The organism is Kocuria sp. PD6, from assembly GCF_031844145.1.
Classification (GTDB): Bacteria; Actinomycetota; Actinomycetes; order Actinomycetales; family Micrococcaceae; genus Kocuria; species Kocuria marina.
In genome coordinates, this window is record NZ_JAUZUS010000002.1 from 17,421 (window position 1) to 31,211 (window position 13,791).

The 13,791-nt window shown below is 67.7% G+C and carries 9 protein-coding genes; 6 read left to right on the forward strand and 3 right to left on the reverse strand.

Annotation, left to right across the window (positions count from 1 at the left end):
* Positions 1–142: 142 nt before the first annotated feature.
* Entirely contained in the window at positions 143–2,140 is a 1,998-nt protein-coding gene (locus tag Q9R22_RS01675; RefSeq protein ID WP_311253955.1) for a M13-type metalloendopeptidase, read from the forward strand.
* A gap of 60 nt (positions 2,141–2,200) precedes the next feature.
* On the opposite strand, the gene Q9R22_RS01680 is transcribed toward Q9R22_RS01675, so the two are convergent.
* The gene (locus Q9R22_RS01680) at positions 2,201–2,644 is read right to left on the reverse strand and encodes a DUF4190 domain-containing protein (RefSeq protein WP_186317142.1); all 444 of its coding nucleotides are present in this window, start codon (positions 2,642–2,644) and stop codon (positions 2,201–2,203) included.
* Between the two features lie 181 nt (positions 2,645–2,825).
* On the opposite strand from Q9R22_RS01680, the gene Q9R22_RS01685 reads away from it, so the two are divergent.
* From Q9R22_RS01685 to Q9R22_RS01695, 3 genes are all read left to right on the forward strand, one after another.
* Positions 2,826–3,218 (forward strand): YidH family protein, encoded by a 393-nt coding sequence (locus Q9R22_RS01685; protein WP_064846485.1) that lies wholly within the window; start codon positions 2,826–2,828, stop codon positions 3,216–3,218.
* The gene (locus Q9R22_RS01690) at positions 3,215–3,556 is read left to right on the forward strand and encodes a DUF202 domain-containing protein (RefSeq protein ID WP_311253956.1); all 342 of its coding nucleotides are present in this window, start codon (positions 3,215–3,217) and stop codon (positions 3,554–3,556) included. Before Q9R22_RS01685 ends, Q9R22_RS01690 begins: the two co-directional genes overlap by 4 nt.
* A gap of 279 nt (positions 3,557–3,835) precedes the next feature.
* Positions 3,836–5,224, forward strand: coding sequence for an amino acid permease (locus Q9R22_RS01695; protein ID WP_311254037.1), 1,389 nt, complete (start codon positions 3,836–3,838; stop codon positions 5,222–5,224).
* Positions 5,225–5,309: 85 nt separating this feature from the next.
* Here the strand turns inward: Q9R22_RS01695 and Q9R22_RS01700 are convergent, their stop codons facing one another.
* A complete protein-coding gene (locus tag Q9R22_RS01700) occupies positions 5,310–6,599 on the reverse strand; it encodes an adenylosuccinate synthase (protein ID WP_064846482.1) in 1,290 nt (429 codons plus the stop codon).
* A 283-nt stretch (positions 6,600–6,882) separates the two neighbouring features.
* Between Q9R22_RS01700 and Q9R22_RS01705 the strand changes: the two genes are divergently transcribed.
* Positions 6,883–10,743, forward strand: a complete 3,861-nt coding sequence (locus Q9R22_RS01705) for a S8 family serine peptidase (RefSeq protein WP_311253957.1) — start codon at positions 6,883–6,885, stop codon at positions 10,741–10,743.
* A gap of 115 nt (positions 10,744–10,858) precedes the next feature.
* Here the strand turns inward: Q9R22_RS01705 and Q9R22_RS01710 are convergent, their stop codons facing one another.
* A complete protein-coding gene (locus Q9R22_RS01710; protein WP_311253958.1) occupies positions 10,859–12,037 on the reverse strand; it encodes a polysaccharide pyruvyl transferase family protein in 1,179 nt (392 codons plus the stop codon).
* A 206-nt stretch (positions 12,038–12,243) separates the two neighbouring features.
* Between Q9R22_RS01710 and Q9R22_RS01715 the strand changes: the two genes are divergently transcribed.
* The gene (locus Q9R22_RS01715; RefSeq protein WP_311253959.1) at positions 12,244–13,737 is read left to right on the forward strand and encodes an amino acid permease; all 1,494 of its coding nucleotides are present in this window, start codon (positions 12,244–12,246) and stop codon (positions 13,735–13,737) included.
* The last annotated feature ends 54 nt before the right edge of the window (positions 13,738–13,791 follow it).

The following is a 13,791-nucleotide window of genomic DNA, read 5'->3' on the forward strand; positions in this document are numbered from 1 at the left end:
GATCGCATTTCCGGGCCTCAGATGTTCTGCGCATGACTGACCGTCCCGCCCCCGGGGTCACGACGCCGTACGGTTCCGCCCTGCGGGAACAGGCCGAGCCCCGGTGTGACCCGCCCCACCGCCGCTCAGTACCGTGGGGCTCATGACCACTTCCGTGTTTGACCTCGATGCCTTCGACCGCTCGGTCCGCCCGCAGGACGACCTCTTCCGCCACGTCAACGGTTCATGGCTGAAGGAGGCCCGGATCCCGGACGACAAGGCCAGCACCGGGGCGTTCATCGAGCTGCGGGATCAGGCCGAGCAGGCGGTGCGCGACATCATCACGGGCGCAAGCGCGGAGGGCGGCGCAGCGGCGTCGAACCCGGCGGAGCAGAGCGCCGAGACCAAGATCGCGCTGCTGTACGCGTCCTTCATGGACACGGACCGGATCGAGGAGCTGGCCACCGAGCCGCTGCGCGAGGACCTGGACGCCGTGGCCGCGATCGACTCCCCGCGTGCGCTGTCCAAGTGGTTCGGTACGGCCATGCGCCGGGGGATCGGGGCGGCGCTGGACATCGACCTGGACTCGGACCCCGGGGACCCGCAGCGCAACCTCGTGTTCGTGGGCCAGTCCGGGTTGGGGCTGCCGGACGAGGAGTACTACCGCGAGGAGCAGTACGCCGAGATTCGCGAGAAGTACCTGGCGCACGTGGCGAAGATGCTCGAACTGGCCGGGTTCGAGGACGCCGCCGAACAGGCGCAGGCGGTCATGGAGCTGGAGACGCGCATCGCCGCACAGCATTGGGACAAGGTCACGGTGCGGGACCTCACCAAGATGTACAACCCCATGGGGTTCGCGGAACTCACGGACCAGGTGTCCCGCCTGGATTGGGACGCCGTGCTCGAGGGCATGGGGCTCACCCCGGAGCACCTGAGCACCGTGATCAACGCCCAGCCCAGCTTCTTCACGGGCCTGGACGAGCTGCTCACCGACGACCTGCTGGACGCGTGGAAGTCCTGGGCCCGCTGGCACGTGGTCTCCGCCCGCGCCGCGTACCTGCCGCAGGCCTTCGTGGACCAGAACTTCTCGTTCTACGGGACCGTGCTCTCCGGGACGCCGCAGTTGCGCGAACGCTGGAAGCGCGGCGTCGGGCTGGTCAACGGCGCCCTGGGTGAGGCCGTGGGCGAACTGTACGTCGCCGAGAACTTCTCACCGTCCGCCAAGGCGCGCATGGACGAGCTCGTGGCCAACCTGCTGGAGGCGTACCGCGACTCGATCGAGCACCTGGACTGGATGACGGAAGACACCCGGGCCGAGGCGCTCAAGAAGCTCTCCGGATTCACTCCCAAGATCGGCTACCCGGAGAAGTGGAAGGACTACTCGGGCCTGCTGGTGCGCGGGGACGACCTGGTGGGCAACGTAGTGCGTACCGCCCAGTTCGCGGTGGACGAGCTCGCGCGCAAGGCCGGCAAGCCGGTGGAGAAGCACGAGTGGCTCATGACCCCGCAGACGGTCAACGCGTACTACCACCCGCTGCGCAACGAGATCGTGTTCCCCGCGGCCATCCTGCAGCCCCCCTTCTTCAACGAGGACGCGGACGACGCCGTGAACTACGGGGCCATCGGCTCGGTGATCGGTCACGAGATCGGTCACGGCTTCGACGACAAGGGTTCCACGTGCGACGGCGAGGGCAAGCTGCGCAACTGGTGGACGGACGAGGACCGCGCGGCGTTCGAGCAGCGCACGGCCCGTCTCGTGGGCCAGTACGCGGCGCTGTCCCCCGCGCAGTTCGCGGACGACGACGCCGCTCCGCACGTCAACGGCGAACTCACCCTGGGTGAGAACATCGGAGACCTGGGCGGCTTGTCTATTGCCTACAAGGCATGGAAGACCGCGCAGGAGAAGAAGGACCGTCCGGACAGCGAGAGCGTCGACGGGTACACCCCCGCGCAGCGGCTGTTCATCTCCTGGGCCTACGTGTGGCAGGAGAAGTCCCGGGACGAGGCGCTAAAGACACGCATCGCCACGGATCCGCACTCCCCCGCCGAGTTCCGTGCTGTCCAGACCCCGCGCAACGTGGACGCGTTCTACGAGGCGTTCGACGTCCAGGACTCGGACGGCATGTGGCTGCCGAAGGAGGAACGCGTGGCCATCTGGTAGCGCCCCTCGAGCTACGTGGACGGAGCCCCGCCGGTCGGACCGGCGGGGCTCCTGCGCGTCTCAGACGCTCGAGCGGGATTGCTGCATGAACTCGTTCATCGCGAATCCCCAGATCGCGAAGAAGAACACGAACCACAGCACCATCAGGATCAGCAGCACCACACCGACCCAGCCCAGGACCTTGCCCGCGGTCGCCCTGCCGCCGAGTTTCTCAGCCTTCGTGGCCTGCCACAGGGCGAACGGTGCGAGGATCGGCAGGACGGTGACCCCCAGGATGCCCAGCACGAGTGACGTCTCCGAGCTGGAGCTCGCCTGCTGTTGCCGCTGGGCGTCCTCCGGTCCGGCGGGGACGTAGTGCCACTGTCCTGCGGGCTGCGCGTAGGGACGGTGGGTATCGGCCGACACAGACAGGGGCTGCGTGTCGCGGTGGTACTCGGTCCCCGGGTACCGGGTTCCTTCCTCGTGGGGCGAGGTGCCACTGCCCGGGTGGTTGCTCGTGCTCATGACCTGTTCTCCCTACGCCAGTGGTCTGCGAGTGCGACCATCTTCTCGTGCGCGGCACGAGCGGACAAGGGTGCGCCCCCCGCCCACGACGCCGCTTCCGGCCCCCGAGCGCATACCATCACCTCAGGATCCTGCTTCTGCGCCGAGAGGCGCGTACGGAGAGCCCAGACGAAGGAGAACCGTGAGCCACCCCGAAGACCCGGCCGAGCGGCGTCGTGGATCGATCAGCCACCGTGTCCTGCGCGGCGGGACGGAACCGGACCCCCGCTTCACGCTGGCAAACGAACGCACGTTCCTCGCCTGGATCCGCACGTCCCTGGCCTTCTTGGCCGGGGGCATCGCCATCGAGGCGTTCACCGGGGACATCTTCGACATCGCGGTGCGCAAGTTCCTGGCCCTGGTCCTGCTGGTGCTGGGCATGTTCCTCAGTGCCGGAGCCGCACTGCGGTGGCTGCGCGTGGAACGTTCCATGCGGCACAAGGCTCCCCTGCCCCTGCCGCTGATCGTCCCGCTCGTGGCGGTGGGGGGCGCGATCGCGTCCGGGGTGCTCGTGGTCGTGGTGCTGACCCGATGAGTTCCATCACCCCGCCGGGCGTGCGCACGCACGAAGATCCGGGACTGCAACCCGAGCGCACTGTGCTGTCCTGGGGCCGGACCATGCTGGCACTGTGCACCGCCGCGGCGATCTACCTGAAGTGGCTCCCGGCCCACGGCGCGTTCGTGCTCTCGTTGTTCGCCGTGGCGTTGTGCCTCTCCGGAGGGATCTATGCCACACAACGCATGCGTTATCGGCGGGAATCCGTGGGAATCGCCGGGGAGCGGATCACGCCGGACCTGGTGGCCGTCGCCGTGACCTCCGGGACGTGTCTGATGCTAGGCGTCCTGGGAATCACCACGGTGATCGTCTTCTGAGAATTTGTGGCCACTTCGGTGGACCCTTGCGTGGGGATCCCCACGTGTGCTGTGATGCCGCGCATAATATCCCTCAGCCGCCGCAATCCGCGCGGCGCCGGACCATCACAACTACGGGAGAACCCTGTGTCTTCATCTTCGTCCGGTGGGGGAAACATCTCGACGGCGGCCACGCCGCCCGATCCACACGCATCCCACCGCCCCGATCCACGGCCCACCGACCAGGACGTCGCGCCCGACGGCTCGCTGCGCCGCACCCTCAAGTCGCGTCACCTGACCATGATCGCGATGGGCGGTGCGATCGGCACCGGTCTGTTCGTGGCCTCCGGCAACTCCATCAACACCGCGGGTCCCGGCGGGGCGCTCGTCGCCTACGCTGCGATCGGGTTCATGGTGTTCCTGCTCATGCAGTCCCTGGGCGAGATGGCCACGCACCTGCCCGTGGCGGGCTCGTTCGAGGAGTACTCCACCCGCTACATCAGCCGCTCCTTCGGCTTCGCGATCGGGTGGAACTACTGGTACAACTGGGCGATCACCGTGGCCGCGGAACTCGTGGCGGCCGCGCTGGTGATGCGCTACTGGTTCCCGGACGTCCCCGCGTGGATCTGGTCCGCGCTGTTCCTGGTGATCCTCTTTTCCCTCAACGCCCTCAGCGCTCGCGCGTACGGCGAGAGTGAGTTCTGGTTCTCCCTGGTCAAGGTGATCACCGTGGTGATCTTCCTGGTCCTGGGTGTCCTGATGATCCTGGGCATCCTGGGCGCCCCGTCCCCCGGGTTCCACAACTGGACCGCCGGCGAGGCGCCCTTCGTCAACGGCTTCACCGGCATCATGGCCATCTTCATGGTCGCGGGGTTCTCCTTCCAGGGCACCGAGCTCGTGGGTGTCGCGGCCGGCGAGGCCGACAACCCCCACGAGACCGTTCCCAAGGCCATCCGCACGGTCTTCCTGCGCATCCTGCTCTTCTACATCGGTGCGATCGCCGTGATCGGTTTCCTGATCCCCTACACCGATCCCCACCTGCTCGCGAGCGACGTGGAGGACGTCTCCATCTCCCCGTTCACCCTGGTGTTCGAGCACGCCGGTGTCTTGGCCGCGGCGAGCGTGATGAACGCCGTGATCCTCACCGCCATCCTCTCCGCGGGCAACTCGGGCCTGTATGCCTCCACCCGTATGCTCTACGCGCTCGCGAAGGGCGGGAAGGCTCCCCGATTCCTGGCCCGGGTCAACCGCCGCGGTGTCCCGATGCTCGCACTGCTGGCCACCACGCTGATCGGCATGTTCTGCTTCCTGACCACCCTGATCGGTGAGGGTCAGGCGTACGTGTGGCTCATCAACGCCTCCGGCCTGGCCGGTTTCATCGTGTGGATGGGGATCGCGTGGAGCCACTACCGGTTCCGCAGGGCCTACGTCCTGCAGGGCGGGGATCCCAAGAACCTCACCTACCGTGCCCGGTTCTTCCCCATCGGCCCCGTGGTCGCGCTCATCATGTGTGCCGTGGTGATCCTGGGTCAGGGCTACAGCCTGATCACGTCCGGGGAGGTCAACGCCCTCGGCCTGCTGTCCTCGTACCTGGGCCTGCCCGTGTTCCTGGCCCTGTGGCTCGGGCACAAGGTCGTGACCAAGGACAAGCCCGTGGACCTGCTCACCGCAGACGTCTCGCAGCACTGATCCGACCGTGCCCCACGGATGACATGACGACGCCGCTCCAAGGCTTGGAGCGGCGTCGTCGTGTCCGCGGGTGGGGATCGGGGCGTCAGTCCGCGATCAGATCCCGCATCACGATGGTGTCGTCCCGATCCGGGCCCACACCGATCGCGGAGATCCGGCACCCGGACATCTTCTCCAACGCCTCGACGTACGCGCGGGCGTTGGCGGGGAGGTCCCCCAGGGTGCGAGCCCCGGTGATGTCCTCGGTCCAGCCCGGGAAGTTCTCGTACACGGGCTGGGCGTGGTGGAAGTCGGACTGGGTCATGGGCATCTCGTCGAAGCGCTGACCGTCCACCTCGTAGGCCACGCACACCGGGATCTCACGCAGCCCGGTGAGCACGTCCAGCTTGGTGATGAACAAGTCCGTGAAGCCGTTGATCCGCGCGGCCTGGCGGGCCATGACGGCGTCGTACCAGCCGGTGCGGCGCGGCCGGCCCGTGTTGACGCCGAACTCGCCGCCGGTCTTGCGCAGCTGCTCACCCATCTCGTCGAAGAGCTCGGTGGGGAACGGACCGGCGCCCACGCGCGTGGTGTACGCCTTCTGGATGCCGATCACCCGGGTGATGCGCGTGGGGCCCACACCCGAGCCCACGGACGCGCCGCCCGCGGTGGGGTTCGACGACGTCACGAACGGGTAGGTGCCGTGGTCCACGTCCAGGAATGTGGCCTGGCCGCCCTCCATGAGCACCACTTCGTCGCGGTCCAGGGCCTCGTTGAGCACTCGCGTGGAGTCCACGATCATGGGCGCGAGGCGCTCGGCGAAGCCCAGGAAGTACTCCGCGATCTCATCCACCTCGAACGCGCGGCGGTTGTAGAGCTTGACGAGCAGCTCGTTCTTCTGGCGCAGCGCGCCCTCGATCTTCTGCCTCAGGATGGACTCGTCCAGCACGTCCTGCACGCGGATGCCCAGGCGGCCCACCTTGTCCATGTACGTGGGACCGATCCCGCGGCCCGTGGTACCGATCGCGCGCTTGCCCAGGAACCGCTCGGTGACCTGGTCCAGCGTCTGGTGGTACGGGGCCACGAGGTGCGCGTTGGCGGAGATCCGCAGGTGGGACGTGTCCGCGCCGCGCGCCTCGAGGCCATCGATCTCCTCGAACAGGGCCTGGGGGTTGATCACCACGCCGTTGCCGATCACAGAGGTGGCGTTGGGGCTGAGGATACCCGCGGGAAGGAGCTTGAGCTCGAACTTCTCACCGCCCACCACCACGGTGTGCCCGGCGTTGTTGCCGCCGTTGGGCTTGACCACGTAGTCCACCCGGCCACCCAGGAGATCCGTGGCCTTGCCCTTGCCCTCATCGCCCCACTGGGCTCCGACGATCACGATTGCTGGCATAGCTGGCTACTCCTGCCCGGGCTTGCACCCATTCGGCACGACAACGGTTGAGGAGTACGCGCGGGGCACGTACCAACCAATTCTAACGGTGACGCCCGCCACCGCCGCCCTCGTCCGCCTACCCCGGTCACGGCGCGAATCCGGCGTCCGACACGCCACGGACATCGCGACTGGTGAGAGCACAGAATATTCTGATGAAACCTTTACTTTACGGCAGGTCGCACGCAGGCTTGGGTCATTGCGATGCACCTCACGACATCCCCCGAATGTCAAAGGACAAGACATGAACCACGAGACAAGGGCTGGTCGTGGCAGAGCCGCCAAGGCCTGCCTCACGACCGCCCTGGGCCTGGCATTGGCCCTGGTCACGGCGCTACCGGCGAGCGCCGTCGACATCACCCCGGCGCCCAAGACGGACGATTACAACACCCAGAACCCCGACCGGCTGATCGGCTCGGACCTCAAGGATGCCGAGGGCCAGGTGGCGGTCTTCGTGCAGCTGCAGGGACCGAGTGCCTTCGAGGCCACGCAACCGGAGGGCGTGCGCTCCGGGAGCCAGGACCCGGTCCAGGCCGCCGCGCGGGTGCAGGCCATCCGCAAGTCGGTGGAGAGCATGGGTTCCACCCTGGCCTCCGCCTCCGGGTCCGACCTGCTGTACACCACATCCAACGCCCTTCGCGGTGTCGCCCTCAAGGGAGATGCCGCGCAGTTGCGTGAGCTGAGCAAGCGCTCCGACGTGGTCAAGATCTCCAAGATCGTCCCCGCCTACCGCAACAACGCGGGTTCCGTGCTGGACACCAACACCCTCAACGCCTGGACCCAGACCGGCCAAACCGGTAAGGGCGTCAAGGTCGCCATCATCGACTCGGGCATCGACTACACCCACGCGGACTTCGGTGGTCCGGGCACCGTCGACGCCTACAAGAAGGCCAAGGCCTCGAACGACCTGCCGGGCAAGGACTCGGGTCTGTACGACTCCAAGAAGTTCCTCGGCGGGTACGACCTCGCGGGCGACGCCTACGACGCCCAGATTCCCACCAGCGTCCCGAAGCCGGACAACAACCCGCTGGACTGCGAGGCCGGCGGCCACGGAACGCACGTGGCGGGCACCACCGCGGGCTACGGCGTGGGCGCGGACGGCAAGACCTACAAGGGCGATTTCACCAAGCTGACGCAGGAGCAGGTCGACAAGATGCGGATCGGCCCGGGCACCGCACCCGAGGCGCAACTGATCGGACTGCGCGTCTTCGGCTGTGAGGGTTCCACCAACCTGGTCCTCGACGCCCTGGACCGTTCCCTGGACCCCAACATGGACGGGGACTTCTCGGACAAGGCGGACATCATCAACATGTCCCTCGGGTCCGACTTCGGCCCGGCCGACGACCCCCAGAACGACTTGATCGACGCGCTGTCCCGCCAGGGCATCCTCTCGGTCATCGCCGCGGGCAACGCCGGGGACGCCCACGAGATCTCCGGCTCCCCGGGCAGCGCGCGTTCCGCATTGACTGTGGCCAACTCCCAGGGCAGCACCGCCGCGCAGGACAAGGCCGAGGGCCTCTCGCCTGACAGCGCCAAGGGTGAACTGACCGGCTCCTACAGCGGGAGCTTCAACTACAGCGATGCCAAGCCCGAACAGCTCCAGGGCGACGTCGTGGTCGGCCCGCAGGACAACCGTTTCGGCTGCACTCCCTTCTCGCAGAACTTCGGCGGCAAGTGGGTCATGCTCGACTGGGAGGACAAGGCCGGCTTCCCGTGCGGCTCGAAGGTCCGCTTCGACAACGTCCAGGCCGCCGGCGGCAAGGGCGTGGTCCTGGAGTCCGACTACTCGGTGGATCCCACGAGCATCGCGGGCAACGCCGGCGTCCCGGGTCTGTTGATGAGCAAGGAATCCGTCGCCAAGATCAAGCCGGCCGCCCAGGCCGGCGGGGCCCGGGTCAAGCTAGCCCCGGAGTGGATCGGTGCCGCCAGGGCTCAGACCGGCCAGAAGGACCAGGTCAACGATTCGACCTCCCGCGGGCAGCACGGCAGCAACGGGGTCATCAAGCCCGACGTCGCCGCACCCGGCACCAACATCGGTTCCGCCGGTGTGGCCGCGGGCAACGGCGTGTCGGTCAAGACCGGCACCTCCATGGCTACCCCGCACGTGGCCGGGATCGCCGCCCTGGTGCAGCAGAAGCACCAGAACTACGACCCCCAGATGATCAAGGCCGCCATCATGAACTCGGCCGTGCACGACGTGCACGCCGCGAACGGGGCCACCTCCGCGGTGGACCGCGTGGGTTCGGGTCGTGTGGACGCACTGCGCGCCGTGAACCAGGACGTGCTGGTCTACGACAAGGCCAATCCGGCCCTGATCTCCTCGACCTTCGGGGTCACCGAGATCAAGAACGGCAAGGAGACCTTCTCCCGTGAGCTGGTCGTGGACAACACCAGCGGCGCGGCGCACACGTACCAGGTGCGCTTCGACGCTTCCACCGACGTCCCGGGCGTGAGCTTGTCCACGCCGGGATCGGTCAGTGTGGCCAAGGGCGGCAAGGCCACCGTCAAGGTGGCCGCCACCGTGGATCGCGCGCAACTGGCCAAGACCCACGACCCCTCCGAGGCCGTGACCCAGCTGGGCTTCGCCCGTCAGTTCCTGGCCTCCGAATCCGGCCGCCTGGTCCTGACGGAGAACGGCCAGGACCTGCGCGTCCCCATGTCGATCGCCCCGAAGCCGGCGGCCGACATGCGGGTGGAGAACGCCACGCTGGACCGGTGGGACAAGAACGGCACGAGCGCCGTCGCCCTCGCCGGCACCGGCCTGGACCAGGGCGGCTGGCAGTCGGCCCTGGGGGCCTTCGAGCTGGGCGCCAAGTCGGGCCGCCTGGATTCCACCAAGCTGGCCGGCGGCAACTCCCAGTTCGCCGATCTGCAGTACGTGGGCGCTTCCTCGAACCTCCCGCAGCTGAAGGCCGAGAAGAAGGACGTGAGCAAGGACGGCATGATCAACTTCGGTGTCTCCAGCTGGGGAAACGCGAGCACGATCAAGCCGGACGTCTCCACGGAGATCGCGATAGACACCACCGGCAACGGTCGCCCCGACTACATCGCGGCCCTGGGCCGGGCGGATGGTCTGGACTACCCGGTGGTGAACCTGTACGGCTACGTCAACGGTGAGCTCACGGTGATCGACAGCCAGCCGCTGAACGGTTCCTGGGGTGATGTGGACACCAACACGTTCGACACCAACGCCATGGTGATGCCGGTCAGCGCCGCGAAGCTGGGTATCGATCCCACCAAGACCGACACCAAGCTGACCTACCAGGTGACCACCTTTTCCGGGAGCATCGACGGCCCCGTGGACCGCACGGGCGTGATCGAGTACAGCCCGGTCACCCCGAAGATCTCCTTCCGCGGGGAACAGGTCAACACGTCGCTGTTCACCGACCTGCCCGGTAAGAAGCTGACCGCGCACCGCGGTTCGGAGAGCGCCAAGGGCGAGGCCCTGTTCCTGCACCTGCACAACGCCGCCGGGGACCTCTCCGGTATCCGCGCGGGTCAGGACGGCGCCAAGGCCGAGGTCAAGACTTTCCAGTCCGCGGCGAAGGCCCCCGAGACCCAGAACCCGATGTTCAAGGACGTTCCCAAGAACCACGTGTTCTACTCGGAGATCTCCTGGCTGGCCAACAAGGGCATCACCCGCGGTTGGCCGGACGGGACCTTCCGCCCCGCCCAGGCCGTGAACCGTGACCAGATGGCCGCGTTCCTCTACCGGATGGCCGGCTCACCCCAGTACACCCCTCCCACCAAGTCCCCCTTCAAGGACGTGCCCACCAGCCACGTCTTCTACAAGGAGATCGCCTGGATGAGCGAGCAGGGCATCACCAAGGGGTGGCCGGACGGGACCTTCCGCCCCACCCAGCAGATCAACCGCGACCAGATGGCCGCGTTCTTTTACCGGATGGCGGGATCCCCGGCGTACACCGCTCCGAAGGCCTCCCCCTTCAAGGACGTGCCCACCAACCGCGTCTTCTACAAGGAGATCGCCTGGATGAACGGGCAGAACAGCGCCCGTGGTTGGTCGGACGGGACCTTCCGCCCCTACGAGCCCGTGAGGCGCGATCAGATGGCGGCGTTCCTCTTCCGCTACGACCAGCAGAAGTAGTCGCTCCCAGCGGGGTTCACCACATCGGTTGATCCTCCGCAACGGCGAGGGCCCCGTGGCAGCCACAGTGTGGATGTCATGGGGCCCTCGCCGTGTCCGGGTCAGGCCTGTTGCCCTACCGGCCGTAAAGCTGCTTCGCCTCGTCCCGCTTGGCACGCACCGCCTCGGCGAAGCCCGCGGGCGCCGTCAGTTCTTCCAGGGCCACAGGCTCCGAGGTCTGCCCGGCATGGACCAGCGACCAGTTGGAGCCGACCTCGATCACGGACTGGTGCTTGACGTCGTAGTACCCGGGTTTGCCGCTGAGCGCGACACCCCTGGCCCCGTGCAGCGCCGCGACCAGGTGGTGGTGGAAACGGGTGGTCAGCCACACCTGGTGCGGCCCGAACGTGAAATCCCCGTCCCATGCGGCCTGGAACGGGATGAACCCGTCCGGGGCCACGAGATCCCGCAGCCGGTCGAAGCCCTCATGATCGTCCCCGGGGATGGCCTCGAGGTAGCGCACGGATTCCCGGGGTAGATCCCACCGCCGCACTTGCGCCCCGGCGAAGTCCAGCATCCGCTCGAAGGACCCCTCCGCCAGGGTGTCCGACTGCACGCACACCACCACCTCGCTCGGGGCGTCCGTACCTTCGGTGCGAGCGGACGACCCATCCCCCTTGTGCCCGGCCAGGAGCCCGAGGGCGCGTGCGTGGCGGGCTTCCTCCGCGAGGAGGAAAGCGTCGTCGAACCCCATGGGCACTCCGGCAGCCTGGGCGCTGGGGCGGTCCCGCACGCTGAGGTGGTCCAGGTCCGTGAGCGGGTCCCCCGCGAAGGGCATCAGCCCCTGGCCCGTGGCGAACAACCGCGCTCCCGAGACCTCCCGGACCGCGCGCATCGCCTCGACGATGTGCAGGTTCGCGGCCCAGTCCCGGTGCAGCACCCCGCCGCCCAGCAGGTGCACGGTGCTCGCTTCGCGCAGGGCGAGCAATCCCGCGTCGTACTTCGGGGACCCCAGATCCTCGATCAGGCTGCGCATCGAGCGCCCCGAGCCGTGTTCCACGTCGTGCAGAGCGCGGAAGACCGTATTGACCACATGCAGTCGTGGATGGATGCCGCGCAGCAGGGCGGTGACGGTCCCCGGTTCGCGGACGTCCAGCCACACGTCCGTGGTGGGTGCCACCTTGGCCAGGTAATTGACCCAGGTGGCCGCAATCAGCTCGTCCCCGAAATTCGGGTAGCCCGCCCATGAGATCAGATAGATCGGGGGCTTGCGAGCGGGAGGGACCCGTCGATGGCCCTTCAGAAGATTGCGCATGGATGCAGGGTACCCACAGGTCGATCCCCGGATTCAGGGGTTGCACGGTGTCCCCATCGGCGGGGCCGTTGTCGGCTCGGCGAATCACCGCGCCGAACACATCGGCCGCGACAGCCCCAGAGTAGCCCCGTCCGGTCCCGCCTGCCGTGCGCAGGATGACGGACGGCCACCACCGGTGCCCGTGCGGACGGGTAATGTTCTCTCCCATGACTGCACCCCGCCCACCCCATGACGGTCCCACCGGCGCACGCGGTTCGGCCAGCGTGATCCACGGGGGATCCCGCGAGCACTCGCCGCACGCGCCGTCGCAACCGCCACAGGGGAATTACCTCAAGCCGCGCCACCTGGTGATGATGGCGCTCGGTTCGGCCATCGGCACCGGCCTGTTCGTGGGGACGGGCGCGGCGATCCAGACCGCCGGGCCCGCCGTATTGATTTCCTACCTCGTGGCGTGTCTGCTGCTCGTGCTCGTGATGCGCGCGCTGGGCGAGATGGCCGCCGCGGATCCGTCCTCCGGCGCGTTCTCGACCTACGCGGGCAAGGCCATGGGACCCACGATCGGTCGCGCCCTCGGGTGGTTGTGGTGGGCCCAGATCGTGGTGGTCGTGGCCGCGGAGGCCACCGCCGCCGCGCAGCTCGTGACCGAGATGTGGCCCTCGCTGCCCCAATGGTTGTGGGCGTTGATCTTCATGGCCGTGTTCACGATCATCAACCTGGTGCGCGTGGGCACGTTGGGTGAGACGGAGTTCTGGTTCGCGCTGCTCAAGGTCGCCGCGGTCGTGGGGTTCCTGGTCGTGGGTGTGCTGTTGCTGATCGGTGCGCTGCCCGCTCCGAGCCCGGGGCTGTCCAACCTCACGGAGCACGGCGGGTTCATGCCCAACGGCATCACGGGGGTTGCGGCCGCACTGCTGGTGGTCGTCTTCGCGTTCGGCGGCACCGAGCTCGTGACCATCGCCGCCGCCGAGACGGAGGACCCGCAGACCAACGTGGCCCGCGCGATCCGCACCATCCTGATCCGCATCCTGATCTTCTACGTGGGCTCCGTGACCGTCATGGTGCTGGTGCTGCCGTGGAACAATGAGGGCCTCTCCTCCAGCCCGTTCGTCGCGGTCCTCACGGAGGTGGGGATCCCCGGTGCGAACGTCCTGATGAACATCGTCATCATCCTGGCGCTGCTGTCCGCGCTCAACGCGAACGTGTATGGCAGTTCGCGCATGCTCTACTCCCTCGCGCGCCGGGGATCCGCACCGCGTGGGCTCGCGGCCACCTCCTCGCGCGGGGTTCCCCGCCTCGCCGTCACGATCTCGGTGCTCTTCGGCTTCATCGCCGTGGTGCTCAACTACCTGTGGCCCGAGACGGTGCTCAACGTCATGCTCAACGTGATCGGCTCCACGTGCCTGGTGGTCTGGGCCCTGGCGCTGATCTCCCAGATCATCCTGCGCAAGCGCGCCGACCGCGCCGGGGTGTCCTCGCCGCTGAAGATGTGGGCTTTCCCGTGGCTGTCCTACTTCGCCCTGGCCCTGTTGGCCGCGATCATCATCCTGGGCCTCCTGGACACCGCCGTGCGGTTCCAGCTCATCGCCACGTTCATCCTGGTGTGCCTGATCGCGCTCGCGTGCAAGGTCTTCACGAGTTCACGCGTCCGCCCCGAGGAAACCTCCTCCACCGGCGAGGCCGACGACGTCGTACCCCGGCTCTGACCCGGCTCCACGCCGACGACGGCGTGGCCAAGCGCAGATCCCGAGTCGCTCGGA